The 26,563-nt window shown below is 66.0% G+C and carries 26 protein-coding genes; 22 read left to right on the top strand and 4 right to left on the bottom strand.

The genetic code is table 11. The annotated features are described in order from the left end of the window. Positions 1-3 precede the first annotated feature (3 nt). From J8I33_RS16625 to gltA, 3 genes are all read left to right on the top strand, one after another. On the top strand, positions 4-705 hold the full coding sequence (locus tag J8I33_RS16625) for a succinate dehydrogenase iron-sulfur subunit (RefSeq protein ID WP_059237255.1): 702 nt from the start codon (positions 4-6) through the stop codon (positions 703-705). A gap of 6 nt (positions 706-711) precedes the next feature. Further along, a complete protein-coding gene (locus J8I33_RS16620; RefSeq protein ID WP_057923949.1) occupies positions 712-984 on the top strand; it encodes a succinate dehydrogenase assembly factor 2 in 273 nt (90 codons plus the stop codon). 66 nt (positions 985-1,050) lie between these two features. Continuing rightward, on the top strand, positions 1,051-2,352 hold the full coding sequence (gene gltA / locus J8I33_RS16615; RefSeq protein ID WP_050011289.1) for a citrate synthase: 1,302 nt from the start codon (positions 1,051-1,053) through the stop codon (positions 2,350-2,352). Positions 2,353-2,636: 284 nt separating this feature from the next. On the opposite strand, the gene J8I33_RS16610 is transcribed toward gltA, so the two are convergent. Then, entirely contained in the window at positions 2,637-3,374 is a 738-nt protein-coding gene (locus J8I33_RS16610; RefSeq protein ID WP_209927319.1) for a hypothetical protein, read from the bottom strand. A gap of 576 nt (positions 3,375-3,950) precedes the next feature. After that, entirely contained in the window at positions 3,951-4,916 is a 966-nt protein-coding gene (locus J8I33_RS16605) for an AraC family transcriptional regulator (protein WP_209938183.1), read from the bottom strand. 71 nt (positions 4,917-4,987) lie between these two features. Between J8I33_RS16605 and J8I33_RS16600 the strand changes: the two genes are divergently transcribed. From J8I33_RS16600 to J8I33_RS16580, 5 genes are all read left to right on the top strand, one after another. Then, the gene (locus J8I33_RS16600; RefSeq protein WP_050011286.1) at positions 4,988-5,377 is read left to right on the top strand and encodes a VOC family protein; all 390 of its coding nucleotides are present in this window, start codon (positions 4,988-4,990) and stop codon (positions 5,375-5,377) included. Between the two features lie 111 nt (positions 5,378-5,488). Beyond that, entirely contained in the window at positions 5,489-6,739 is a 1,251-nt protein-coding gene (locus J8I33_RS16595) for a DUF1479 domain-containing protein (RefSeq protein ID WP_209927313.1), read from the top strand. A gap of 209 nt (positions 6,740-6,948) precedes the next feature. Then, on the top strand, positions 6,949-7,707 hold the full coding sequence (locus J8I33_RS16590; RefSeq protein WP_124554009.1) for an arginine deiminase family protein: 759 nt from the start codon (positions 6,949-6,951) through the stop codon (positions 7,705-7,707). 111 nt (positions 7,708-7,818) lie between these two features. Beyond that, a complete protein-coding gene (locus tag J8I33_RS16585; protein WP_050011284.1) occupies positions 7,819-8,283 on the top strand; it encodes an Lrp/AsnC family transcriptional regulator in 465 nt (154 codons plus the stop codon). A 102-nt stretch (positions 8,284-8,385) separates the two neighbouring features. Beyond that, on the top strand, positions 8,386-9,978 hold the full coding sequence (locus tag J8I33_RS16580) for an amino acid permease (RefSeq protein ID WP_209938179.1): 1,593 nt from the start codon (positions 8,386-8,388) through the stop codon (positions 9,976-9,978). A 52-nt stretch (positions 9,979-10,030) separates the two neighbouring features. On the opposite strand, the gene J8I33_RS16575 is transcribed toward J8I33_RS16580, so the two are convergent. Continuing rightward, the gene (locus J8I33_RS16575) at positions 10,031-10,756 is read right to left on the bottom strand and encodes a glutathione S-transferase (protein ID WP_050011282.1); all 726 of its coding nucleotides are present in this window, start codon (positions 10,754-10,756) and stop codon (positions 10,031-10,033) included. Positions 10,757-10,929: 173 nt separating this feature from the next. Here J8I33_RS16575 and J8I33_RS16570 point away from each other — a divergent pair, with 173 nt between their 5' ends. The 8 genes from J8I33_RS16570 (at position 10,930) to asd (ending at position 17,682) form a co-directional block, all read left to right on the top strand. Continuing rightward, entirely contained in the window at positions 10,930-11,535 is a 606-nt protein-coding gene (locus J8I33_RS16570; protein WP_080334131.1) for a TetR/AcrR family transcriptional regulator, read from the top strand. A 168-nt stretch (positions 11,536-11,703) separates the two neighbouring features. Beyond that, positions 11,704-12,633, top strand: coding sequence for an alpha/beta hydrolase (locus tag J8I33_RS16565; RefSeq protein WP_209938172.1), 930 nt, complete (start codon positions 11,704-11,706; stop codon positions 12,631-12,633). 176 nt (positions 12,634-12,809) lie between these two features. After that, entirely contained in the window at positions 12,810-14,219 is a 1,410-nt protein-coding gene (gene leuC / locus J8I33_RS16560) for a 3-isopropylmalate dehydratase large subunit (RefSeq protein ID WP_050011280.1), read from the top strand. A 3-nt stretch (positions 14,220-14,222) separates the two neighbouring features. Further along, entirely contained in the window at positions 14,223-14,369 is a 147-nt protein-coding gene (locus J8I33_RS16555; RefSeq protein ID WP_011548098.1) for an entericidin A/B family lipoprotein, read from the top strand. Positions 14,370-14,437: 68 nt separating this feature from the next. Continuing rightward, positions 14,438-15,088, top strand: coding sequence for a 3-isopropylmalate dehydratase small subunit (gene leuD, locus J8I33_RS16550; protein WP_050011279.1), 651 nt, complete (start codon positions 14,438-14,440; stop codon positions 15,086-15,088). Positions 15,089-15,167: 79 nt separating this feature from the next. After that, positions 15,168-16,235: a 3-isopropylmalate dehydrogenase gene (gene leuB, locus J8I33_RS16545; RefSeq protein ID WP_209938169.1), complete on the top strand. Its 1,068-nt coding sequence runs from the start codon at positions 15,168-15,170 to the stop codon at positions 16,233-16,235. A 120-nt stretch (positions 16,236-16,355) separates the two neighbouring features. Continuing rightward, on the top strand, positions 16,356-16,475 hold the full coding sequence (locus J8I33_RS16540; protein WP_006756675.1) for a hypothetical protein: 120 nt from the start codon (positions 16,356-16,358) through the stop codon (positions 16,473-16,475). A gap of 85 nt (positions 16,476-16,560) precedes the next feature. Further along, complete coding sequence (gene asd, locus J8I33_RS16535; protein WP_069618461.1) at positions 16,561-17,682, top strand: aspartate-semialdehyde dehydrogenase; 1,122 nt, start codon at positions 16,561-16,563, stop codon at positions 17,680-17,682. Positions 17,683-17,781: 99 nt separating this feature from the next. On the opposite strand, the gene flgE is transcribed toward asd, so the two are convergent. Continuing rightward, positions 17,782-19,026, bottom strand: a complete 1,245-nt coding sequence (gene flgE / locus J8I33_RS16530) for a flagellar hook protein FlgE (RefSeq protein ID WP_050011277.1) — start codon at positions 19,024-19,026, stop codon at positions 17,782-17,784. A 798-nt stretch (positions 19,027-19,824) separates the two neighbouring features. Here flgE and J8I33_RS16525 point away from each other — a divergent pair. The 6 genes from J8I33_RS16525 to trpA all read left to right on the top strand — a co-directional run bounded on the left by J8I33_RS16525 (position 19,825) and on the right by trpA (position 26,499). Beyond that, positions 19,825-21,975, top strand: a complete 2,151-nt coding sequence (locus J8I33_RS16525; RefSeq protein ID WP_209938167.1) for a FimV/HubP family polar landmark protein — start codon at positions 19,825-19,827, stop codon at positions 21,973-21,975. After that, positions 21,975-22,787, top strand: a complete 813-nt coding sequence (gene truA, locus J8I33_RS16520) for a tRNA pseudouridine(38-40) synthase TruA (RefSeq protein ID WP_209938165.1) — start codon at positions 21,975-21,977, stop codon at positions 22,785-22,787. The genes J8I33_RS16525 and truA overlap by 1 nt, the downstream gene beginning before the upstream one ends. Continuing rightward, on the top strand, positions 22,784-23,485 hold the full coding sequence (locus tag J8I33_RS16515) for a phosphoribosylanthranilate isomerase (protein WP_050011274.1): 702 nt from the start codon (positions 22,784-22,786) through the stop codon (positions 23,483-23,485). Before truA ends, J8I33_RS16515 begins: the two co-directional genes overlap by 4 nt. A 54-nt stretch (positions 23,486-23,539) precedes the next feature. Then, complete coding sequence (trpB, locus tag J8I33_RS16510; protein WP_050011273.1) at positions 23,540-24,733, top strand: tryptophan synthase subunit beta; 1,194 nt, start codon at positions 23,540-23,542, stop codon at positions 24,731-24,733. Positions 24,734-24,741: 8 nt separating this feature from the next. Beyond that, on the top strand, positions 24,742-25,593 hold the full coding sequence (locus J8I33_RS16505; RefSeq protein WP_050011272.1) for a site-specific DNA-methyltransferase: 852 nt from the start codon (positions 24,742-24,744) through the stop codon (positions 25,591-25,593). Between the two features lie 90 nt (positions 25,594-25,683). Continuing rightward, complete coding sequence (trpA, locus tag J8I33_RS16500) at positions 25,684-26,499, top strand: tryptophan synthase subunit alpha (protein WP_050011271.1); 816 nt, start codon at positions 25,684-25,686, stop codon at positions 26,497-26,499. Positions 26,500-26,563 lie beyond the last annotated feature (64 nt).

Raw genomic sequence — 26,563 nt, 5'->3', positions numbered from 1 at the left:
GAAATGGCAAAACGCATTTTTGAAGTCTACCGCTACGATCCGGACAAGGACGCAGCGCCGCGCATGCAGACGTACGAGCTCGATATCCAGCATGAGCGCATGCTGCTCGACGCGCTGGTCAAGCTGAAGGCCCTGGACGAGACGCTGTCGTTCCGCCGTTCGTGCCGCGAAGGCGTGTGCGGTTCGGACGCGATGAACATCAACGGCAAGAACGGTCTCGCGTGCCTGACGAACCTGAACGACCTGCCGCAGAAGATCGTGCTGCGTCCGCTGCCGGGCCTGCCCGTCGTGCGCGATCTGATCGTCGACATGACGCACTTCTTCAACCAGTACCACTCGATCAAGCCGTACCTGATCAACGACGCGCCGCCGCCGGAGAAGGAACGCCTCCAGTCGCCGGAAGAGCGCGACGAGCTCGACGGCGTGTACGAGTGCATTCTGTGCGCGAGCTGCTCGACGTCGTGCCCGAGCTTCTGGTGGAACCCGGACAAGTTCGTCGGCCCGGCCGGCCTGCTGCAGGCTTACCGCTTCATCGCGGACAGCCGCGACACCGCCACCGGCGAGCGCCTCGACAATCTGGAAGACCCGTACCGTCTGTTCCGTTGCCACACGATCATGAACTGCGTCGACGTTTGCCCGAAGGGCCTGAATCCGACGAAGGCGATCGGCAAGATCAAGGAACTGATGGTTCGCCGCGCGGTATAAAGCTTGATGAGCGACGATTCGCATCAATCCGACCCTCACCGCCGCGCGCGCCTGCGCTGGCGCGCGCGGCGGGGTCTGCTGGAGAACGACATCGTATTCGAGCGTTTCTTCAGCCGATACGAGCATGACCTCACCGATGCAGACGTAGGCGCGTTGTCGCGCCTGCTCGATCTGAGCGACAACGACCTGATGGACTTGCTCCTCGCGCGCAAGGAACCAGAGGGCGACCTAGACAGCCCGGACATTCACCGGCTGTTGGAGATGCTGCGCAACGTGTAACGCCAAGGTGTAACGCGCTGTGCCCGTTATCGAATCCCGTTTCTTTATTTCGATTGAGGATGTGCCATGACTCCGTCTGATGTTAAAGCCACGCTATCGTTCAGCGACAACTCGCCGAGCGTCGAAATGCCGATCTACAAGGGCACGATGGGCCCGGACGTAATCGACATCCGCAAGCTGTACGGCCAGACCGGCAAGTTCACGTACGACCCGGGCTTCATGTCGACGGCAGCTTGTAATTCGGCGATCACGTACATCGACGGCGACAAGGGCGAGCTGCTGTACCGCGGTTACCCGATCGACAACCTCGCGCAGAACGCCGACTTCCTCGAGTCCTGCTACCTGCTGCTGAAGGGCGAGCTGCCGAACGCCGCGCAAAAGAAGGAATTCGTCGACACCGTCACGAAGCACACGATGGTGCACGAGCAGATGCACTTCTTCTTCCGCGGCTTCCGTCGCGACGCGCACCCGATGGCGGTGCTGGTCGCGGCCGTCGGCGCGCTGTCGGCGTTCTATCACGACTCGCTCGACATCAACGACCCGCGTCACCGCGAAGTGTCGGCGATCCGCATGATCGCGAAGCTGCCGACGCTCGTCGCGATGGCGTACAAGTTCAGCATCGGTCAGCCGTTCGTCTATCCGAAGAACGAACTGTCGTACAGCGCGAACTTCATGCACATGATGTTCTCGAACCCGTGCGAAGAGTACAAGGTCAACGACGTGCTGGTCCGCGCACTCGACCGCATCCTGATCCTGCACGCCGATCACGAGCAGAACGCATCGACGTCGACGGTTCGCCTGGCCGGCTCGTCGGGCGCGAACCCGTTCGCGTGTATCGCGGCCGGTATCGCGTGTCTGTGGGGCCCGGCGCACGGTGGTGCGAACGAAGCCGCGCTGAACATGCTCGAGCAGATCGGTTCGCCGGACAACATCCCCGAATTCATCAAGCAGGTGAAGGACAAGAATTCGGGCGTGAAGCTGATGGGCTTCGGTCACCGCGTGTACAAGAACTACGACCCGCGCGCGAAGCTGATGCGCGAAACCTGCTACGAAGTGCTGAACGAACTGGGCCTGCACGACGACCCGCTGTTCAAGCTCGCGATGCAGCTCGAGAAGATCGCGCTGGAAGACGAATACTTCGTGTCGCGCAAGCTGTACCCGAACGTCGACTTCTACTCGGGCATCGTTCAGCGCGCGCTGGGCATCCCGACGTCGATGTTCACGTGTATCTTCGCGATGGCACGTACGGTCGGCTGGATCGCGCAGTGGAACGAAATGATTGCCGATCCGGAACAGAAGATCGGCCGTCCGCGTCAGCTGTTCATCGGCGACACGCCGCGCGAAGCGAAGCCGCTCAACGCACGTTGAACCGTGCGCGGCGCGAACGGCCGTCAGGCCGCTCGCGTCCCGCAATCGCAACGCCACGACACCCCGGTGGGTCATCCCGCCGGGGTGTTTTCATTTGTGCGGCCGACGCTGGCGCGAGGTAAGCGCTCGATGCACACCGTCCGTTCATGAGCGTGCGACACGGGCAATCTGATTCCCATCAGATGTGCAATGGGATTGATATCCTCCGCTGCCTTCGGGCAGGGAGGATATCAAGGTCATGCTTTACGCTCCCAACGTTCGTTGCCGATTGGCTAAAGGCGGTCTTACCATTCGCGCCGAATGCCGGTCTTTACGATGTGCGCGTCATAGTCGGCCTCGGAACTGAGCTGGGCTCTAATGGCATTGTAATAGTCAGGAGCTTGAACACCATGGACCTGATGCTGGTCACCATTTGGCGCCTGATAATATGGGTTCATTCCGGGCCGATCCGGCACGGCGACGGCCTGCGGATATACCGGCTGACGCGCGGCTAATTCCCGATCAACTTGACGAGCGGTGTGCGCATGCGCTTGCGGGACGTAAACGCCACGAAACTCCGACGGCGGAATACTGCGACGGGTGTCTTCGTACGGAGATGCATATGCCGCTGGGGCACTGGCGTGCGCTGTCACCATGAAAGTATTCTGCATCCGATGGTAGGCCTGCGATTGCCCCTGCGGTGACAAACTTGTTGTTCGTTGATCCCTCGCCATCATCCCGAGAATCTGCTCAGGCGTCATACCGTACTCCTTCGCTGCCTCAAAGTCTTTACGTTGTTCGGGACTCAACGAGCGAAGCAGCTCTTCCGTTGATGGCGCGCGTGTTTCAGTATGCAGTGGGCCGTATCCATGGCGCTCGAGCGCGACGGACAGTGCCCCATGCGCAGAGTTTTCCACAGCCATGCGCGCGGCGCGCGCCCTCTCTTCATGATCCGGGCTACCGTGTATCCGGGTGACATCAATATCGCTCCGCGCCACTTGACCGTCGTGTGATTGATTAAATGCAATGTGCTGATCTCGCATCTGGTCTTGAGAAAGGATACCGTGTCGCCTTACGCTGCTATAGGGGCCAGCAAACGCGGGATCAGTCGTCGTTGGCGCGGAAGATGGACGCCCGTTGAATGCCGGAGGCATCCCATGGATAGGAGGCTGCGTGTGAGAGGCGGGCCCAGTCCCCGATCCTGCCCCCGAGCCGGGCGCTGGGTACGGTTCATGAAAATCAGTCGTGTAAGCGCTGTTGCCGTACGTAACTCGAGACAAGTTGTTGCTGCTCGTCATGTGGTTTCTCCGGTTAACACAAGGTGTAGTGCCGATATTAATGATGTACGCCGACCCGGAAGCCTCACTCATGCGCAGTAAAAGCATGAAACGCGAACCGGAGAACGCTTCAATCTGGAAGCGGCAATTGACCGAGAGGAGTGCAACTAAAGATTGCGCCTGTGAAGGCATTCTTCCGCATGCGCGACGAGCTCGGCCGGCGCGAGCAGAACCTCTGGCAGCAGATGCGGGCGCTGATCGCGCGCGAAGTCGAATCGAAGGTGCGGGCGTCATTGGGCTCGCACTCCTCGGGATCGAGGCCGTTCAGGCGTGCGGTGCCGATCAGGCGATACGCGATCCGGCGCGGCGCTCCAGCGACGGCGGCCGTGTGTCGAGCGCGGGCGCGTCGTCGTCGGGCGCGTGGCCGTGCTGCTTGAAGAACTGCCGGTACGCGCCGGGCGTCATGCCGTGCGCAGCGAGGAACTGGCGGTTGAAGTTCGCGGCATTCGCAATGCCGCAGCGCGCGGCGACCGTCGCGATCGGCCAGTCGGTGCCGGCGAGATGGCGGCACGCGTGCGCGAGCCGCAGCCGTTGCACGTAGCGGCCGACGCTTTCGCCGATATGACGCGCGAACAGCCGCTGCAGCGTGCGTTCGGACAGGTGCGCGACGGCCGCGAGCGCGTCGATGCGCAGCGGTTCGTGGAACTGCCGGTCGATCGCGTCGAGCACGCGGTCGAGGCGTTCGGCGCCGGATGCGGTGGAGTCGACCGAGGACGTGGCTGCGTCGGAGCGATCGTAGGCCTGCGAGGTGGCGAGCGGTTCGCCGCCGGCTTCCGCGAGATCGGCAAGCGTATCGAGCGTGGCCGCGAGCCGCACGCGCGGCGACGGATCGAGCAACCGCGGCAGCCGCGCGCGTATCGCGCGGGCCGTCTCCACGTCGAAGCGCAGGCCCGGCGCCGCGCGCCGCAGCAGCGAGCGCAGCGGCGCGTATTCGGGGCAGCAGTCGGCCAGCCGCCGTACCCAGTCTCCGTCGAACCAGACGACGAGCGCGACCTCGGGCGCGCCGCGATCGATGCGCGCGTTCGACGACCACGTATGCGGCAGGTTCGGCGGCACGAGCACGAGATCGTCATCCGCGTAGCGTGCGACGTGATCGCCGATGAAGCGCTGGCCGCGGCTGTTGAGCGTCAGCGTCAGTTCGTACTCGGGATGGCGATGCCACTCGAACGGAATGCGCGCGAGCTGACGGTGATACACGCGGATCGAACAGCCGGACGCGAACGTCACATGCTCGTATTGCGGTTTCATCGCGGCCTCCGGTAGGGGCGGGCAGTGCGCCGTGGCATGATCGTGAGCGATCTTCACGACGGAGCGATGCCATGTTTTCACATGTTTGCGTGGGCGTCGGCGATACGGCGCGCGCCTACGATTTCTACGCGCCGCTGTTCGCCGAACTCGGGTTGCGCGTCAAATTCCACGAACCGGACGGCTGGTCGGGCTGGATGCCGGCCGACGCCGACCGGCCGCTGTTCTTCTTCGGCAAGCCGCTCGACGGACGCGCGCCTGAACCGGGGAACGGCCACACGATCGCGTTCGATGCGCCGACCCGCGATCACGTCGATCGCTGCCATGCGCTCGCGCTTCAGCACGGCGGCGCCTGCGAAGGGCCGCCGGGCCTCCGGCCGCACTATCACCGCGACTACTACGGCGCGTATTTCCGGGACCCGGACGGCAACAAGCTGTGCGTGGTCTGCCATCGTCCCGAGTAACGCGCGGTTGTCAGGATTGTATCGATTATTGGCTGGATAGTATCGATGATGACCGTGCGGCGGCCGTACGCTGAGTGCTCATCAAAACGCGATTCAGCGAGGAGACAAGCGATGCACCTGACGATTGACGATCTGCCGGCCGCGATCCGCACGGCGAAACGGGCGCTACGCGCCGACTTGCCCGGCTACGCGGCCACGTTCCGCGAAGTGGAGGGCGACATCGCGCGGCAGGTCGACGCGATCCGCCGCGCGCACGCGCATGGCGATGACGTGATTCCGGTCGTGCCGTTCGCGGATGTCGCGAGCGGGACCGTCGATCCGCTCGCGATTGCCGCGATCCGCACGCGCGGCGCGGTCGTGATCCGCGGCGTGTTGGATGCGCAGCAGGCACGCGACTGGAACGACGAGATCGGCGCGTATCTGGATGCGAACCGTTTCACCGAGCGGCTGCATGCGCGCGCGGAAGACCGCTATTTCGGCAACCTCGCGTCGGGCAAGCCGCAGATCTACGGCGTCTACTGGTCGAAGCCGCAGGTGGCCGCGCGCCAGTCGCCGGCGCTCACGCAGGCGCGGGTGTTCCTGAACCGTCTGTGGCGGCATGCGGACGGTACGCGCACGCATTTCGATTCCGACCAGGTGCCCGCCTATGCGGACCGGATTCGTCGCCGGCCGCCCGGGTCGACGTCGCTCGGGCTGTCGCCGCACGTCGACGGCGGCTCCGTCGAGCGCTGGCTCGGCGCGAATTTCCGCCAGGTCTATCGCCACGTGCTGGCCGGCCGCTGGCGCGATTACGATCCGTTCGATGCGGCGTTCCGCCCCGACGTCGAGGAGATTCCGTCGCCGGCCGTGTGTTCGATGTTCCGCACGTTCCAGGGCTGGACCGCACTGACGCCGCAGGGGCCCGGCGACGGCACGCTGCAGCTGATCCCGGTCGCGAACGCGATGGCCTATGTCGTGCTGCGCGCGCTGCAGGACGACGTCGCCGACGACGACCTGTGCGGCGCGCGTCCCGGCCGCGCGCTGTCGATCCGCCCCGAATGGCACGCGCTGCTGCTCGACGCACTGGTGCCGATCCCGCACATGGAACCGGGCGACGCGGTGTTCTGGCACGGCGACGTCGTGCATGCGGTCGAGGACGCGCATCGCGGCAGCGGCGACAGCAACGTGATGTACATCGCGGCCGCGCCCGGCTGCGCGAAGAACGATGCATACCTGCAGCGGCAGCGGCTCGCGTTCCTGCGTGGCGACAGCCCGCCCGATTTCCCGGCCGACCATTTCGAGGCCGATTTCGATGGCCGTGCGGGGGAGGGCGATCTCACGGCGCTCGGCCGTGCGCAGATGGGATTCGAGCCCGGCGCGTAACGCGCGGGCGGCGGGCGAAACGGCCATTCGCGAGACGGCGGGCGGCCCGTCTGCCGAATCCGCTGCGTGGTGCGCGCAATTCGACGCAATCGGCTGTCGGCGCCGCCGAAATCGACGCGAATTGCGCAAATTGGCTTCCGATAATGGTCCGGACACAACGCCGCCGGCCCGTGCACCGCACGGAGGCGGCGCAGATCATGGAGGAGTCGATGCAATTCACGCAAGCGATCGTTCGCCGTCCCGCGCCGTCCTGCGGCGCGGGCCTGACCACCGCCGAACTCGGCGCACCCGATTACGACAAGACGCTCACGCAGTTCCATGCATACTGCGACGCGCTGCGCATGCTCGGCGTCGAACTGACCGAATTGCCGCCGCTCGATGCGTTTCCCGATTCGCATTTCGTCGAGGACGTCGCGGTCGTCACGCCGGAATTCGCGGTGATCACGCGCCCCGGCGCGCCCGCGCGGCGCGGCGAGACCGCGCACATCGAAGCGGCGCTGCGCGTGCATCGCGAACTGCTGCCGATGCAGCAGGGCCGCCTCGACGGCGGCGACGTGATGCTGGTCGGCAAGCGCTTCTTCATCGGCCTGACGAGCCGCACCGACGCGCAAGGCATCGCCGCGTTCGAGTCGCTGGTGTCGCGCCATGGCTATTCGGTCGTCGCGGTGCCGGTCGGCGCCGGCCTGCACCTGAAATCGGTCGTCAACGCGCTCGGCGACGACACGCTGCTCGTGACCGACGCGCTGGCCGCGCATCCGGCGTTCGCCGACTATCGCCGGATCGCGATCCCGGCCGCCGACGAATACGCGGGCAACACGCTGCGCGTGAACGGCACGCTGATCACGCCGGCCGGTTATCCGCGCGTGCATGACGCGATCGCGCCGCTCGGCATGCCGCTGCACGTGATCGACACGAGCGAGTTCCGCAAGATGGACGGCGGCCTGACCTGCCTGTCGCTGCGGTTCTAGCCGATTGGCGCGCAGCGGCTTCGGCCGGATAATGTGGCCCCGCGCGGAACGGCAGACGTTCCGCGCATGAGCCACGAGCCACGAGCCACGACCCGACCGGAGCGAACGCGGATGACCGACAAGAAGATGCAGCTCGACAAGATCGATCTCCGGATCCTCGACATCCTGCGTACCGACGGACGGATTTCCTACCGGAAGCTGTCGGAGCTCGTGAATCTCACGCCGCGGCCGTGCCAGGCGCGCGTGGAGCGGCTCGAGGCGCTCGGCGTGATCGAAGGGTACCGCGCGGTGATCAAGGCGCCGCGCGCGACCAAGCCGATCGTCGTGATCGCGCAGATCGTGCTGGCCGACCACGGGCGTTCGCAAGCGCCGTTCGAAGAGGAAATGCGCGCGAATCCGGCCGTCCTCGATTGCTGGCTGGTGAGCGGCACGTTCGATTTTCTCGTGCGGCTCGCGTGCGAGGACCTCGACGAGTACCGGCGGATCGCGAACGCGTGGCTGGAAAGCCCGCGGTTCCGGATCGAGAAGATCGTGACGACGGCCGAACTGCAGTCGATCAAGCGCAGCGTCGCGTGATGCGGCCGGCCCGGCAGGGCCGGTTTGGATGCGAATGACCGGGTCAATCGATTTGCATTCCGAATCGAATCGGCTGGCCGGCTCACAATCAGGGGGAACACCATGGATGCCATGCAAGCGGCGACGGACACGGCCGCACCGTCCGGGACGGCGCTGAAGCGCCGTCTGCAGGGCCGCCACGTCGCGATGATCGCGATCGGCGGGTCGATCGGCACGGGGCTGTTCGTCGCGTCGGGCGCGTCGGTCGCGCAGGCGGGGCCGGGCGGGGCGATCGCCGCGTATATCGCGATCGGGATCATGGTCTACTTCGTCGTGACCGGGCTCGGCGAGATGGCCGCGCTGATGCCGGTATCGGGCTCGTTCGCGATCTACGGCGAGAAGTACGTCGACGAAGGCTTCGGCGTCGCGCTCGGCTGGACCTACTGGTACAGCTGGGCGGTGACGATCGCGATCGAGCTGGTCGCCGCGCAGATCGTGATGCGCTACTGGTTTCCGTCGGTGCCGGGCGTGTGGTGGGGCGCGGGCTTCCTCGTGCTGATCTTCCTGCTCAATACGCTGTCGGTGCGCGGCTTCGGCGAATCGGAATACTGGTTCTCGCTGATCAAGGTCGTCACCGTGATCGCGTTCATCGCGGCCGGGCTGCTGATCGCGGCCGGCGTGCTGGGCGGCGGGCATACCGGCAGCGGGCATACCGGCGGCGGGTATACCGGCGGCGGGCATACCGGCACCGGGCATCCGGTCGGCTGGCGCAACTTCACGACCGGCGACGCGCCGTTCGTCGGCGGCGTGCACGCGATGATGAGCGTCGCGCTGATCGCGGGCTTCTCGTTTCTCGGCACCGAGCTGGTCGGCATCACGGCCGGCGAATCGGAGAACCCGCGCAAGACGATCCCGCGCGCGGTGAAGCAGATCTTCTGGCGGATCATGCTGTTCTACGTGCTCGCGATCTTCGTGATCGGCCTGCTCGTGCCGTACACCGATCCGAACCTGCTGAAGAGCGACGTGACCGACATCGGCGTGAGCCCGTTCACGCTGGTATTCAGCCACGCGGGGTTCCCGCTCGCGGCCGGTGCGATGAATCTCGTGATCCTGACGGCCGTGCTGTCGGCCGGCAATTCCGGCACCTACGCGGCGACGCGGATGCTGTACAACCTCGCATCGGAAGGGCGCGCGCCGGCCGTGTTCGCGACGCTGTCGCCGGGCGGCGTGCCGCGCAACGCGCTGTACGCGACGATGGCCGTCGGCGGGCTGTGTTTCCTCACGTCGTTGACCAACAACCAGCGCATCTATCTGTGGCTGCTGAATACGGTCGGCATCACCGGCTTCATCGCGTGGCTTGGCATCGCGGTCTGCCATTACCGGTTCCGCAGGGGATTCCTGAAGCAGGGTTATCGACTCGATCAACTGCCGTATCGCGCGAAATGGTTTCCGTTCGGGCCGGTGTTCGCGGTCGCGGTCTGCATCGTGATTTCGCTCGGGCAGGATTACCAGGCGTTTTTCGCGGCGCGCATCGACTGGATGGAAGTGTTGTCGATCTATGTATGGATTCCGCTGTTCGTCGCGATCTGGTGGGCGTATCGCCGCGCGCGCAAGAGCCGGCTCGTGCGCTACGAGGAGATGGACATCGGGCCGTGGCTCACGCGCTCGGTGGAAGCCGTCGACGCGGCCGCCGCGCAGCACGGGCAGCCGCGCTGATCCTGCGTGAAATTCGCCCGTGCGCGCACGTTCCGCGGTACGTGCCGGGCCGTTACTTGTCCAGCTCCGGATAGTGCCGGAAGATCCCCATGTCGTTGAACGGGATGCGGCGTTCCGACTCGAGGTAGCGCGCGACGGGCGGATGCCGCGCGACGCGATCGTGCAGCGCGACGAGCGTCGCGACCTTGCGCTCCGCGCGCTTCATCGCTTTCGGGAACGCATAGCGCAGGCCCTCGATCAACTGGAACATCGTCAGGTCCGCGTAACTGAGCGCGCTGCCCGCGATATAGCCGCGCTTGTGCGGGTTCTGTTCGAGCACGCGATCGAAGTAGCCGAGGAATTTCGGCAGCCGGTTCTCGAGGAAATCGGCCGCGCGCTCGGCCGCTTCCGCTTGTTGGTCCTCGTAGTACAGGCCGCTGCCGATCGGATGGTGCGTGTCGTGGATCTCGGTGATGAAATCGGCGGCGGTCAGCTGGATCTGATGGACCCACAGCCGGCCGGCTTCGTCGTCGGGCGCGAGCCCGAGCCGCGCGCCGAGAAACAGCAGGATGTTCGCGGTCTGCCCGACGACCACGTCGCCCGCCTTCAGGAACGGCGGCGCGAACGGCACGCATTCGGCCTTCGCGCTGTCCATCATGCGCATCATGGCCGACACGCCCATCCCGCGCCCCGATTCGCGCGCGACGTCGACGTAATCGGCTTCGGCCGCTTCGAGCGCGAGCCGCACATATTCGCCGCGGCCCTGGATTTCAGGCCAGTAATAGAGTTCGTACCGCATGCAAGGCTCCTGTCCGGTCGATGCGCCGGGACGCACGCATCGCGATGGCGGGGAGGGCAGCCGCGCGCCGCCCGTTGCGAATAGACAGTCTATGAGATCGAGTGCGAAATGCCAGTGACGCCTGTACGGTTCGCATGGCTTGATTTGGAAATGATCATTTCCTATAATGGCGCATGGCTAGGAAAATTGCAGCGAACGTGGGCAGGCCGCGAGAATTCGATATGGATGAAGCGCTAGACGGCTTCATCCGCGTCTTTCGCGAGCGTGGCTATCACGCGACTTCTATCGGCGATCTGTCCCGGGCGACGGGGCTCACCGCAGGCAGTCTTTACAAAGCCTTTGCCGACAAGAACGCCATCTTCGTTGCCGCGTTGAACCGGTACATCGATCGGCGCGTCAGCGAGCTCAACATGATCCTTGCCGATGAAGAAAACGGACGGGACAAGGTGCGAGCGCTCCTGCGCTTTTACGCGGACGTCTCGCATGGAGACGAGGGTCGAAAGGGCTGTCTGGTCGTCGGCGGCGCCATGGTTCTGAGTGCGTTGGATAGCGAGATCGCCGGCATCGTCCACAGATCGATGCAGAGGATCGAGCGTCTCCTTCGCGATTTGATCAAGCAGGGGCAGGCCGATGGATCCGTCGATGCCGCGCTGAACGCGCAAGCCACGTCGAGCTGTCTGTTTGCCATGGTGCAGGGGCTTCGAGTGGTGGGGAAGCTCGGCCAGAGCCGGAGCGACATGTCGATGCTGGTTGACGAGGCAATGCGGCTGCTCGACTAAGGTTTGTGCGTCACCCGACAGGTGACGCGATGTGAAGCAACACGCGAAACCGCGCATGCGCGTGATTCGGTTTCGCCGAATTAGGAAACAAATATTTCCGAACGGAAGTGCTCCCGCTGCTCGGGGGCCATCATCCAGCGCAGTCGATTCTGTGGAGAGGACGAACTTATGTACCAGCATCAATCCACCGCGGATGCTTCGCATCTCGAGGCCGCGCCCTATTTTCGGGAAGACCCGCGGCTCAGCGGCTTTCGTCATCGGTTCGATACGGTAGACGGGGTGCGCCTTCATTTCGTCGAAGGAGGCCGCGCCGACGGCGAGACCATCGTCCTGCTCGCCGGCTTTCCGGAAAGCTGGTACGCGTGGCGGAGAGTCATGCCGCTTCTCGCGGACGAATTCAGGATCGTGGCGCCGGATCTTCCCGGACAAGGCGATTCGGACCGTCCACTCGTCGGTTACGACACGCAGACCGTCGCGGCAACGCTTGCGCGCCTGCTGGAGCAGCAAAAGATCGCGCGCTTTTACCTGGCCGCTCACGACGTCGGCGCGTGGGTCGCCTATCCGTTTGCCGCGATGTATCCCGATGCGGTGAAGCGATTGGCGTTGCTCGACGCGGGGATACCCGGCATCACGCTGCCCGCCGCACTGCCGATCGAGCCCGGCAACGCATGGCGCACGTGGCACTTCGCGTTTCATACCGTCGCCGACCTGCCGGAGACGTTGATTGCCGGCAAGGAGCGCGAGTATCTCGATTGGTTCTTGCGTCGCAAGGCGGCCAATCCCGAGTCGTTCTCCGACGCGGATGTCGACGAGTATCTCCGGGTGTTCACCCGGGACGGCGGGTTGCGAGCGGGGCTGGCCTTCTACCGGGCCGTGTCGGCGTCGTCGGCTCAGAACCGCACGCTGAAGGCGCTGGGGAAGCTGAAGATGCCCGTGCTCGCTGTCAGTGCGGATCAGGGGTCCATACCCGACATGGCGGGGCCGCTCGGACACGTGGCGGAAGATGTGACGGCCGCGACGATCGCGTATAGCGGGCATTTCATTCCCGAGGAGCAACCGCAGGCGCTGGCGCGCGAGCTGCGCAATTTCTTCCGGTAGCACGCCGCCGCAAGCCGCCGCGCTTGCCGGGTAATGCTTATCCGGGTATCGCGTGTACCACCCAACTCACTGTTTTTATTCACTTTTTTCGTTATCGTGGTACTCCATGGGCCGATTTTGCGTGGCATAATCGACCGCATCCGCAAGGCTTGTAGTCACAACGACCCCGCATACCCATGGCACAGACTCTCTACGACAAACTGTGGAACACCCACGTGGTCCACACCGAGGAAGACGGCACGACCCTGCTCTACATCGACCGTCAGCTGCTGCATGAAGTCACGAGCCCGCAAGCGTTCGAAGGGCTGAAGATCGCGCAGCGTCCGGTGTGGCGCATCAGCGCGAACCTGGCCGTGTCGGACCACAACGTGCCGACGACGGACCGCAGCCACGGCATCGCCGATCCCGTCTCGAAGCTGCAGGTCGACACGCTCGACGCGAACTGCGACGCGTTCGGCATCACGCAGTTCAAGATGAACGACGTGCGGCAGGGCATCGTCCACATCATCGGGCCGGAGCAGGGCGCGACGCTGCCGGGCATGACGATCGTGTGCGGCGATTCGCATACGTCGACGCACGGCGCGTTCGGCGCGCTCGCGCACGGCATCGGCACGTCGGAAGTCGAGCACGTGCTCGCGACGCAGACGCTGCTGCAGAAGAAGAGCAAGAACATGCTCGTGAAGGTCGAGGGCGCGCTGCCGCGCGGCTGTACCGCGAAGGACATCGTGCTCGCGATCATCGGCAAGATCGGCACCGCGGGCGGCACGGGCTACGCGATCGAATTCGGCGGCTCGACCATTCGCGCGCTGACGATGGAAGGCCGCATGACCGTGTGCAACATGGCGATCGAGGCCGGCGCGCGCGCAGGCATGGTCGCGGTGGACGACACGACGATCGAATACCTGAAGGGCCGCCCGTTCGTGCCGACCGGCGCGGAATGGGATCAGGCGGTCGAGTACTGGCGCCAGTTCAAGTCGGACGACGGCGCGCAATTCGACCGCGTGGTCGAGCTGAATGCCGCCGACATCGTTCCGCAGGTCACGTGGGGCACGTCGCCGGAAATGGTCACGTCGATCGACGGTCGCGTGCCCGATCCCGAGCGCGAGAAGGATCCGGTCAAGCGCGACGCGATGGAGCGCGCGCTGGCGTACATGGCGCTCGAGCCGAACACGCCGATCGAATCGATCAAGGTCGACAAGATCTTCATCGGCTCGTGCACGAACGCGCGCATCGAGGACATCCGCGCGGCCGCGTACGTCGTGAAGAAGCTGAACCGCCGCGTCGCGTCGAACGTGCGGCTCGCGATGGTCGTGCCGGGCTCGGGCCTCGTGAAGGCGCAGGCCGAGCGCGAAGGGCTCGACAAGGTGTTCACCGATGCGGGCTTCGAATGGCGCGAGCCGGGCTGCTCGATGTGCCTCGCGATGAACGCCGACCGGCTCGAGCCGGGCGAGCGCTGCGCGTCGACGTCGAACCGCAACTTCGAAGGGCGGCAGGGCGCGGGCGGTCGCACGCACCTCGTGAGCCCCGCGATGGCGGCGGCCGCGGCGATCGAAGGTCACTTCGTCGACATTCGCCAGCTGGGGTAACACGTGACGGCATCGAAGGTCATCGCGCGGCTGGTTGCCGCGCTGGCGCTGGCCGGGTTGGGCTTCGGCCTGGCCGGCTGCAATACCGTCCGAGGCTTCGGGGAAGACGTCAACGCCGCCGGCAGCGCGCTCAAGCGCGCCGCGGAGTGACGTTTCCCGCCGAGAATTTGTCGATGTGCGCCGGCTGACCGCCGGCCCTTCAACCGGATAGACGGATCATGGAAAAATTCACTGTACATACCGGCGTCGTGGCGCCGCTCGATCGCGAGAACGTCGACACCGACGCGATCATCCCGAAGCAGTTCCTGAAGTCGATCAAGCGCACGGGCTTCGGTCCGAACGCGTTCGACGAGTGGCGTTACCTCGATCACGGCGAGCCGGGCCAGGACAACTCGAAGCGTCCGCTGAACCCGGACTTCGTGCTGAACCAGCCGCGCTACCAGGGCGCATCGGTGCTGCTCGCCCGCAAGAACTTCGGCTGCGGCAGCTCGCGCGAGCACGCGCCGTGGGCGCTGCAGCAGTACGGCTTCCGCGCGATCATCGCGCCGAGCTTCGCGGACATCTTCTTCAACAACTGCTACAAGAACGGTCTGCTGCCGATCGTGCTGACCGAGCAGCAGGTCGATCACCTGTTCAACGAGACGGCCGCGTTCAACGGCTTTCAACTGACGATCGATCTCGACGCGCAGGTCGTGCGCGCGGGCGACGGCCGCGAGTATCCGTTCGAGATCGCCGCGTTCCGCAAGTACTGCCTGCTGAACGGTTTCGACGACATCGGCCTCACGCTGCGCCACGCGGACAAGATCCGCCAGTTCGAGGCAGAGCGGCTCGTGAAGCAGCCTTGGCTCAACACCAAGCTGGTCCGCTGACATCGCGTTCGAGGCGGGCGCGCTTTGCGCGCGCTCGCCGGCCTGCCTCCATCACACTCTACCCAGTCAGGAATTTCGCATGAAGATTGCAGTGCTGCCCGGCGACGGCATCGGTCCGGAAATCGTCAATGAAGCGGTGAAGGTGCTGAACGCACTCGACGAGAAGTTCGAACTCGAACAGGCGCCGGTCGGCGGCGCGGGCTACGAGGCGAGCGGCCATCCGCTGCCCGACGCGACGCTGGCGCTCGCGAAGCAGGCCGACGCGATCCTGTTCGGCGCGGTCGGCGACTGGAAGTACGACTCGCTGGAACGCGCGCTGCGCCCCGAGCAGGCGATCCTCGGGCTGCGCAAGCACCTCGAGCTGTTCGCGAACTTCCGCCCGGCGATCTGCTATCCGCAGCTCGTCGATGCATCGCCGTTGAAGCCGGAACTCGTCGCGGGCCTCGACATCCTGATCGTGCGCGAACTGAACGGCGACATCTACTTCGGCCAGCCGCGCGGCGTGCGTGCGGCGCCGGACGGCCCGTTCGCCGGCGAGCGCGAAGGCTTCGACACGATGCGCTATTCGGAGCCGGAAGTGCGCCGCATCGCGCACGTCGCGTTCCAGGCCGCGCAAAAGCGCGCGAAGAAGCTGCTGTCGGTCGACAAGTCGAACGTGCTGGAGACGTCGCAGTTCTGGCGCGACATCATGATCGACGTGTCGAAGGAGTACGCGGACGTCGAGCTGTCGCACATGTACGTCGACAACGCGGCGATGCAGCTCGCGAAGGCGCCGAAGCAGTTCGACGTGATCGTCACCGGCAACATGTTCGGCGACATCCTGTCGGACGAAGCGTCGATGCTCACGGGCTCGATCGGCATGCTGCCGTCGGCGTCGCTCGACAAGCACAACAAGGGCCTGTACGAGCCGTCGCACGGTTCGGCGCCGGACATCGCGGGCAAGGGCATCGCGAACCCGCTCGCGACGATCCTGTCGGCCGCGATGCTGTTGCGCTACTCGCTGAATCGCGCCGAGCAGGCCGATCGCATCGAGCGCGCGGTGAAAGCGGTGCTCGAACAGGGCTACCGCACCGGCGACATCGCGACGCCGGGCTGCAAGCAGGTCGGCACGGCCGCGATGGGCGATGCGGTGGTCGCCGCGTTGTAAGCGTGTGGCAATGAAGTGCGGTAATTAATGTGGAAAAGGGTGCGAACGGGCCGGAAAAATCGGCCGGTTCGCGCACGGTTGGCCGTTGTGCGGGCCACCGGCTTTGTGTAGACTCGAACGATGGCGCTGATTTCCCTGATCTCCCCGGTCCTGAAACTCCACGGCAACACTGCCCGTGCGGGTGCGCGCGCCATCGTCATCACGAAAACCATTACCACGAAAACGATCATTAAACGCTGATCGCCGTCGTGCCCGCCTGTTTCCCCGCGCGGTCACGCGGGGACGGAAATGGCGGGGAAGCTCCATTCAAAGCAAAGGGTTAGTCATGAACGTAGGTCTCGTAGGTTGGCGCGGCATGGTCGGCAGCGTCCTGATGCAGCGCATGCAGGAAGAGGGCGATTTCGACCTGATCGAACCGGTGTTTTTCAGCACCAGCAATACGGGCGGCAAGGCGCCGTCGTTCGCGAAAAACGAGACCACGCTCAAGGACGCGACCAACGTCGACGAGCTGAAGAAGTGCGACGTGATCATCACGTGCCAGGGCGGCGACTACACGAACGACGTGTTCCCGAAGCTGCGCGCGGCCGGCTGGAACGGCTACTGGATCGACGCGGCATCGTCGCTGCGGATGCAGGACGACGCGGTCATCATCCTCGATCCGGTCAACCTCGACGTGATCAAGGACGCGCTCGTCAAGGGCACGAAGAACTTCATCGGCGGCAACTGCACGGTCAGCCTGATGCTGATGGCGCTCGGCGGCCTGTTCCGCGAGAACCTCGTCGACTGGATCACCGCGATGACGTACCAGGCCGCATCGGGAGCGGGCGCGCAGAACATGCGCGAGCTGCTGTCGCAGATGGGCACGCTGAACGGCGCGGTGCAGGAACAGCTTGCCGATCCGGCTTCCGCGATCCTCGACATCGACCGCCGCGTGCTGGCCGCGATGAACAGCGACGCGATGCCGACGAGTCACTTCGGCGTGCCGCTGGCCGGTTCGCTGATTCCGTGGATCGACAAGGATCTCGGCAACGGGATGTCGAAGGAAGAGTGGAAGGGCGGCGCGGAAACCAACAAGATCCTCGGCAAGCCCGCGATGGGCGAGCCGGGTTCGATCCCGGTCGACGGCCTGTGCGTGCGGATCGGCGCGATGCGCTGCCACTCGCAGGCGCTGACGATCAAGCTGAAGAAGGACGTGCCGCTCGACGAGATCAACGGCATCCTCGCATCGGCGAACGACTGGGTGAAGGTCGTGCCGAACGAGCGTGAAGCGTCGATGCGCGACCTGTCGCCGGCGAAGATCACCGGCACGCTGACGGTGCCGGTCGGCCGCCTGCGCAAGCTCGCGATGGGCGGCGAATACCTGTCGGCGTTCACGGTCGGCGATCAGCTGCTGTGGGGCGCGGCCGAGCCGCTGCGCCGCATGCTGCGCATCCTGCTCGACAAGTAAGCACGTTGGCTGTCCGGCCCGCGGGCCGGGCTGCACGATACGACGCGCCGCGTCGGCCTTGGGATTCAGGGCCGGCGCGGCGCGTTTTTCATGCGCGGTTCAGCGCAGGTTCAGCAGCGTCTGGTCGACGGCCTGCTGGGTCTTGATCGTCTGCGCATTCGCCTGGTAATTGCGCTGCGCGGTGATCAGGTTCACGAGTTCGGTCGTCAGGTTGACGTTCGAGTTTTCCAGCGCGCTGCCCTGCAGCGTGCCGTGGTTCGTGCTGCCCGGCGCGGAGATCTGCGGCACGCCCGACGCGGCCGTTTCCGCATACTGGTTGCCGCCGATGTTCACGAGCCCGTTCGGGTTGTTGAAGTTCGCGAGCGCGATCAGGCCGAGCACCGCGCTCTGGCCGTTCGAGTAGTTGCCGGTCAGCTTGCCGTCGGTGCCGATCGAGAACGTCGTCAGCGTGCCGCTCGCGAAGCCGTCCTGCGCGAGGTTGTTCACGCCGTCCTTGCCGCCGTACTGGGTCGTGCCGCCGAGGTCGAGCGTCAGGTTCTGCGGATTCGCGCCGCCCGTCGTGTTCGGGATCGAGAACGCGAACTGGCCGAGGCTCGCGGTCGGCTGGCCGGTCGCGGCCGACGTCGTCGAGCTGATCCGGCCCGATGCGTCGAACGTGACGGTGCCGAGATTCGTCGGCGTCTGGCCCTGCGCGCCCGCGTAGGCTTGCCACGTGCCGGCCGCCGGCTTCACGAAGTACAGGTTGACCGGCTGCGAACCGCCAAGCGAGTCGTAGACCTGGATCGACGTGTTGTAGTTGTACGTCGTGTTGTCGGTCGCGTTGAACGGCGTCTTGGCCGGCACCTTGTCCTGCGCGTTCAGGTTGAACTGGCCGGTGATCTTGTTCGTCGCGCGCGGCGCGATGTTGCTGGTCGGCGCCTGCAGCGGCACGGTCTGCGCGGTGTTGATCACGCCGCCGGCACCTGCCGCATAGCCCATCAGGTTGCGGCCTTGCGCGTCGACGATCGCGCCGTTCTTGTCGCGGTGGAACGTGCCGTCGCGCGAGTACGTGGTCACGCCGTTGCTCGACATCTGGAAGAAGCCGTTGCCGTTGATCGCGACGTCGAGCGACGACTTCGTCGAATTGATCGTTCCCTGGCTGAAATGCTGCTGCACCGACGCGAGCCGCGTGCCGATGCCGATCTGCGTGTTGACCGACGTCGCGACCGAATTTGCGTACATGTCGGCGAAGTTTGCGCGGCCCTGCTTGAAGCCGACCGTGTTTGCGTTCGCGATGTTGTTGCCGATCACGTCGAGATTGCTCGACGCGCCGGCCAACCCGCTCAAACCCTGTTGATAGCCCATGTTCGTCCCCGTAACGAGCTGGTGAGTGATGCAGTCGTGCGACTGCGCGATGGCCCTCCGGTACTTCACGGCATCAGCCCGGCCGGCGCGCTCCCGCCTTTCCCGCATGGGCGAGCGCGACGTCGAAACATGCCGATTCCTGTTTGAAGGCGATCGTATCGACGGCGGTTATTCGGTCTGTGTAATTTTGTGTAATGAAATTGAATTGATGCAGAAATGATCGCTTTTGTATGAGTAATCAAGCGAGAGAGAGGTGGTCAAAGCCTTGCGGGGCGGGGCTTTGGTGGTGTGGATTTTCATTTCTCCGATAAGAGACGGAAATTGGCTTCTTATCGGCGAATTGGAATTGATTGGAGTGGGATGGGGTGCCGGTCGGGATTTGTCTTGATTTTCCGGCTGTTAATTCATTAATGGCGGACAGGATGGATTGTTGAGGGAGTGCTTGCGATCCTGCGGCGGACGCCCGCTGACCGCCAAAAAGCCGCGTCATTCGAGCGGGGCGCGAGGCTGCCGCGAGACGGCTTCCAACTGCGGCACGCAGGTTCGTTTTGATCGATCGGATGCATGGGCTACGGGCAGACGGACCCGCGCGACACGAGCGCCCGCCCGGGCCCGGAGGCACCTGCCGGCGACGAATTCGGCCGGAACCCGATCGTGTGAAGTAAACTACGCGGTTACGACGCACAGACCCGCCGAAAGCGTCGCGTTCCGCGCGACGCTTTTGCATTTCTGCAGCGCTTTATTGACGCTTCCAACCGCGAATCCGAGCCGCGCCCGTGCGCGGCGATAGAGCCAACGATGTCCCGAATTTCCTTGTTTCCGCGCCAGTCCCGTCTGTCGCGCGCCGTGCGTGGCGCGCTGGCGATCCTGGCACTCGGCGCCGCCGCATCGGCGTGGGCAGTCGGCACCGGCGACCTGCCGGCATCCGCCGTCGGCGGCGCCGCACCGCTTACCGTGACGGTCCAGCCGGGCCAGTCGCTGAACGACATCGCGAAAGCGGCCACGCAATCGCACGATCCGGCCGTGCTCGCGCGCGCCGGTCGCGCGCTGTTCGACGCCAATCCGCAGGCGTTCATGAAGCGCGACGCGAGCCGTTTGAAGGTCGGCGCGACACTGACGGTGCCCGCGCTCGATGCGACCGGCGCGGCGCTCGCGCCGGCCGGCGCATCCGCCGCGTCCGCTGCATCTGGCCCGACGGCCGCTTCCGCGCCCGCCGCCGCATCGGGTGGGGCAGCGATCGCGCAGCACGGCGCATCCGCGCCGCAGCCCGGTTCGGCCGCGCAACCCGCGCCGGTGGCGCCGGCCCTGCATGCCGCTCCGGTGAGCGGCGCGAGTGCCGCGACGGCGACGGCGGCGGGCGCATCCGCTTCGAGCGGTGCTTCGGCGTCGATCGGTGCGTCGGCCGCGCATGGCGCATCGGCTGTCGACGGCACGCAGCCGGCGGCGCCCACGGGCGGTGCGAGCGGCCCGCATGTATGGAGCGGTGCGATCCAGTCGGCGCCGTCGTCCGCGAGCGAGGCGACGGGGCAGTCGGTGCCGGGCAACCCGGTTGCCGGCATGCGCGAGCCGGCCGGCGCGGCACCCGCCGTCGGTGCGTCGCAGCCGCGGCCGTCGAGCCTGCAGCAATTGCTCGCGTTGAAGAACCGCGTGCTGATGGAGTTGCAGAAGCACGGCATCGGCAAGCCGGCGACGACGACCGGCGTCGCGCCTGCTCCGGCGCCTGCCGCGCCGCGTGCGGCTGCGAATGACGCGGGTGCATCGGCCGCTGCATCGACGGCGGACGAAGCCGCGTCGGGTGTGGCAGCCAGTGCGCCGCAACCGGCATCGGCTTCCGTGCAACCGGTCGCACCCGTCGCGACCTCGGCACGTCGTACCGAGCAGATGGACTGGCGTCCGGCCGCGGCGGCCGGCGCTGCCGTTATCGTGCTCGCGGCCGGCTTCGCATGGCGCAAACGCCGGAAGGGTCGGCGCGCGGACGAGGCGGGTGCCGCTGCGACCGCGGCCGCAGCAGGTGGCGCCGCGGCTGCGGAGGCGGAAGCCGCGCCGTCCGTCGAACGCGAACTGCCGATCACGCCCGAGATGCCGATCGCACGCGATGCCGCGTCCGACATGAATCTCGCCGCGGCGACTGCCGCCGCCGCGGAGACGATCGAGCCGCCCGCGGCGGATACATCGCCTGCGCTTGTAGTGACGGCGCCGCACGACGAGTCGCCGGAATTACCGCCTGCTGACGCTGCCGTGTCGCCGGCGAACGACGCGATTCCGGGTTCGGCCGAGGCTCCGCACGACGCAGAACCCGTGGAAGAAGCCACTGCCGCCGACAAGCCGGCCGAGTCGACCAAGCTGGCCGAGCCGTCCGCCGCATCCGTCGCCCCTTCGAGCGCCGAAGCCCAGCACGCGACACTGATGCAGAACGCGATCAGCGCGCTCAACAGTCTCGACATGCCGTTGCCGCCGCGGACGGCGGAGGAGCCGTCGACGACGGGGGAACCGCCCGCGCAGGCACCGCAGCCCGACGCCGATAAAATTGCAACTAACGGTCAAGCCGCGCAGCACCCGCCGATGGGTTCGGCTGAAACGACACCGGAACATCCGGCCGACCAGGAAGACGAGCTCGACTGGGATCCGGACGCGGTGACGTCTGCCGGCCAGGCGGGCAGCCCAGCTACGCCGTCGTCGTTGCCGCCGCTCGGCGGTGCGCAGTTCGGCGCGCTGAAGCTCGACTTCGATCTCGACCTGCCGTCCACGCCGGGCGCCGCGCTGCCTGCGCTCACCGCGGACGAGCTTGCGCGCATCGCCCGCAACAAGCTCGACCTCGCGGCCGAATACGTCGAACTGGGCGACCTGTCCGGCGCGCGGACGCTGCTGCAGGAAGTGGTCGACGCGAACGACGCCGCGACGCGCGACGATGCCTGCGCGCTGCTCGCGAAACTGGCGGACGAGGCGTGATGCGGATCGCGCTGGGCATCCAGTACGACGGCGCGGCGTTCTGCGGCTGGCAGGCGCAGCCGCACGGCAAGACCGTGCAGGACCGGCTCGAACATGCGCTGGCCGAGTTCGCGCGGGTGCCGCTGCACACGACGGTGGCCGGGCGGACCGATACCGGCGTGCACGGGCTTGGGCAGGTCGTGCATTTCGACACGGACCTCGATCGCGAGGTGTTTTCGTGGGTGCGCGGCACCAACGCGTTCCTGCCGCCGACCGTGTCGGTGCAGTGGGCGAAGCCGATGCCGGACACGTTCCATGCGCGCTTCTCGGCGTTCGAGCGCACCTACTACTACGCGCTGTACGTGCACCCGGTGCGTTCGCCGATGCTGGCCGGGCGCGCGGGCTGGATCCACACGCCGCTCGACGACGACGCGATGTGCGCCGCCGCCGCGCACCTGATCGGCGAGCACGATTTTTCGTCGTTCCGGTCGTCGGAATGCCAGTCGAAGACGCCGGTCAAACACCTGTATCAGATCGACGTGCGGCGCGACGGGCATTTCATCCATTTCCGCTTCCGCGCGAACGCGTTCCTGCATCACATGGTGCGCAACCTGATGGGCTGCCTCGTCGCGGTCGGGCGCGGCCGCTATCCGGCCGACTGGCTCGCCGACGTGCTGGCCGGCCGGGACCGCAACCTCGCGGCCCCGACGTTCATGGCCGACGGGCTGTATCTCGCCCACGTCGGCTACCCGGCGGAATTCGCCGTCCCGCCCGCGCAGCTCGGCAGCGTGCCGTGGAGCAGCGTCTGGGCCGATCTGGACCCACAAACATGACGGAGCACGCCGTGTCTTCTTCGACTTCCGCCGCGGCCGGCCAGCCGCCGCGCACGCGCATCAAGCTGTGCGGGCTGTCGCGCCCCGAGGACGTGCTGCACGCGGCGGCGCTCGGTGCCGATGCGATCGGCCTCGTGTTCTACCCGAAGAGCCCGCGCGCGGTGACGATCGCGCAGGCGGCCGAGCTGGCGAGCCTCGCGCCGCCGTTCGTGTCGGTGGTCGGGCTGTTCGTGAATGCGACCGAAGCCGAGATCGAAGCCGTCGTGCGCGACGTGCCGCTCACGATGCTGCAGCTCCACGGCGACGAGACGCCGCAGCAGTGCGATGCGCTCGGTCGCGCGGCCCGCCTGCCGTGGTTGCGCGCGGTGCGCGTCGGCCCCTCGACGCAGCGTGCCGATTTGGTAGAATCGGCTCTTCATTATTCGAAAGCGCGCGGCCTCCTGTTCGACACTTTGGTGCCGGATTACGGCGGTAGCGGCAAGGTCTTCGATTGGTCTCTTATTCCCGCAGAGCTCGCGCGTCGGGCCGTTTTGAGTGGTGGCTTGAACGCGCAAAACGTCGGTGATGCGATCCGCCAGTTGCGTCCGTTTGCTGTCGATGTCTCGAGTGGCATCGAAGTGGAGGGCGCGAAGGGCGTGAAGGATCACGCCCGGATGGCGGCGTTCGTACGCGCGGTGCGCGAGGCGGACGCCGGGTGATGCAAGCCGGTGCGGCCCCAAAAGCGGGCGCACCGACCGATCGAGAGAGACACCATGTACAACCTTCCTGATGATCGCGGCCACTTCGGCCCGTATGGCGGCGTGTTCGTCGCCGAGACGCTGATTCACGCGCTGGACGAACTGCGCGCGGCGTATGAAAAGTTCCAGAACGATCCCGACTTCGTCGCCGAATTCGAGCGCGAGCTGAAGTATTTCGTCGGCCGCCCGTCGCCGATCTATCACGCGCAGCGCTGGAGCGAGATGCTCGGCGGCGCGCAGATCTACCTGAAGCGCGAAGACCTGAACCACACGGGCGCGCACAAGATCAACAACGTGATCGGCCAGGCGCTGCTCGCGAAGCGCATGGGCAAGAAGCGCGTGATCGCGGAAACGGGCGCCGGCCAGCACGGCGTCGCGACCGCGACGATCTGCGCGCGCTTCGGGATGGAGTGCGTCGTCTACATGGGCTCGGAGGACGTGCGCCGGCAGGCCGCGAACGTCTACCGGATGAAGCTGCTCGGCGCGACGGTCGTGCCGGTCGAATCGGGTTCGCGCACGCTGAAGGACGCGCTGAACGAGGCGATGCGCGACTGGGTCACGAACATCGAAAGCACGTTCTACATCATCGGCACGGTCGCGGGCCCGCACCCGTACCCGATGATGGTGCGCGACTTCCAGCGCGTGATCGGCGACGAATGCAAGGTGCAGATGCCCGAGCTCGCCGGCCGGCAGCCGGACGCGGTGATCGCGTGCGTCGGCGGCGGGTCGAACGCGATGGGCATCTTCTATCCGTACATCGACGACGAATCGGTGCAGCTGATCGGCGTCGAAGCGGCCGGCGACGGCCTCGACACGGGCCATCACGCGGCCTCGCTGATCGCCGGCAGCCCGGGCGTGCTGCACGGCAACCGCACGTACCTGCTGCAGGACGACAACGGCCAGATCATCGAGACGCATTCGGTGTCGGCGGGGCTCGACTATCCGGGCGTCGGCCCCGAGCACGCATGGCTGAAGGACAGCGGCCGCGCGCAGTACGTGCCGATCACCGACGCGGAAGCGTTGAAGGCGTTCCACGACTGCTGCCGGATCGAGGGGATCATCCCCGCGCTCGAGTCGAGCCACGCGATCGCGTATGGCGTGAAGCTCGCGCCGACGTTGCCGAAGGACAAGCTCCTGCTCGTCAACCTGTCGGGGCGCGGCGACAAGGACATGCACACGGTCGCCGAGCGATCGGGCATCGAGCTCTGACCCGACCGATGCGTGACCTGATCGAAGAGCCGGGCGGCGGTGCCGCGAGCGAGGCGGAGGCGGTTCAGCCCGCCGCTGCCGTGCCGCGCGCGCTGCCGTCCGGTATCGAGCTGCACAACCGCGATTTCCTGACCCACGCCGCGCACTTGCCGGATGCGTCGATCGACCTGATCGTCGCCGATCCGCCGTACGGGCTCGGCAAGGACTACGGCAACGATTCGGACAAGCGTTCGGGCGACGATTTCCTCGCGTGGACGCGCGCGTGGCTCGAGCTCGCGATTCCGAAGCTGAAGCCGAGCGGGTCGATGTATATCTTCTGCACGTGGCAGTACGCGCCGGAAATCTTCAGTTTCCTGAAGACGCAGCTCACGATGGTCAACGAGATCATCTGGGACCGGCGCGTGCCGAGCATGGGCGGCACGACGCGCCGTTTCACGTCGGTGCACGACAACATCGGCTTTTTCGCGGTTTCCAAAGCGTATTACTTCGATCTCGATCCGGTCCGCATCCCGTACGACGCCGATACGAAGAAGGCCCGCTCGCGCAAGCTGTTCGAAGGCAGCAAGTGGCTGGAGATGGGCTACAACCCGAAGGACGTCTGGTCGGTCTCGCGCCTGCATCGGCAGCACGCGGAGCGCGTCGATCATCCGACCCAGAAGCCGCTGGAAATCATCGAACGGATGGTGCTCGCGAGCTGCCCGCCGGGCGGCCGCGTGCTCGATCCGTTCATGGGGAGCGGCACGACCGCGGTGGCCTGCGCACGGCAGGGGCGCGACTTCGTCGGCTACGAGATCAACGAAAGCTATTGTGCGATCGCGCACGAGCGCGTGAGCGCGCTCGCCGCGCCGGCGTGCGCGTGAATCGCGCCGCCGCATCGCCGATTGCTGCTTTGCATGGGACCGGAGTAAGCGCTAAAGCGCTAACTCCGGATCGACATAGGAAAAATTGCCATGAATCGTATTCAGCAGACCTTCGCCGCGCTCGCCGAACAAGGCCGTAAGGGCCTGATCCCGTTCATCACGGCCGGCGACCCCGATCCCGCGAAAACCGTCGAATTCATGCATGCGCTCGCCGCAGGCGGCGCGGACGTGATCGAGCTCGGCGTGCCGTTCTCGGACCCGATGGCCGACGGCCCCGTGATCCAGCGCTCGTCGGAACGCGCGCTCGCGCGCGGCGTCACGTTGAAGAGCGTGCTCGCCGACGTGAAGCGTTTCCGCGAAACCGACGCCAAAACCCCCGTCGTGCTGATGGGCTATGCGAACCCGATCGAACGGATGGGCGTCGACGCGTTCGCGGCCGAAGCGCACGCGGCCGGCGTCGACGGCGTGCTGGTGGTCGACTATCCGCCGGAAGAGGCGGGCGTATTCGCGGAAAAAATGCGGGCCGCGCAGATCGATCCGATCTTCCTGCTCGCGCCCACGTCGACCGATGAACGCATCGCCGACGTCGGCAAGATCGCGAGCGGCTACGTGTATTACGTGTCGCTGAAGGGCGTGACCGGCGCCGGAAATCTGGATGTTTCGAGCATTGCGGGTAAAATCCCGGCCATCAAGTCGCGCGTGCCGGTTCCGGTGGGCGTCGGCTTCGGTATCCGCGACGCCGAAACGGCGCGCGCGGTGGCCGAAGTGTCGGACGCCGTCGTGATCGGCAGCCGCCTCGTGCAGCTGCTCGAGAGCGCCGCGCCGGAAGGTGCCGCCGCCGCGCTGAAGTCGTTCATCGCCGAGTTGCGCGCCGCGCTGGACGGCGCCGGCAACACGGCGCGATAAACACAACACAGGAAGCGGGAACGGGCCGGTCGGCCCGCCCCGCCACGGAACAGGAAACCATACG

The organism is Burkholderia sp. AcTa6-5 (assembly GCF_017815075.1).
Lineage (GTDB): Bacteria > Pseudomonadota > Gammaproteobacteria > Burkholderiales > Burkholderiaceae > Burkholderia > Burkholderia sola.
This window is presented reverse-complemented; position numbering and strand designations above follow the sequence as displayed.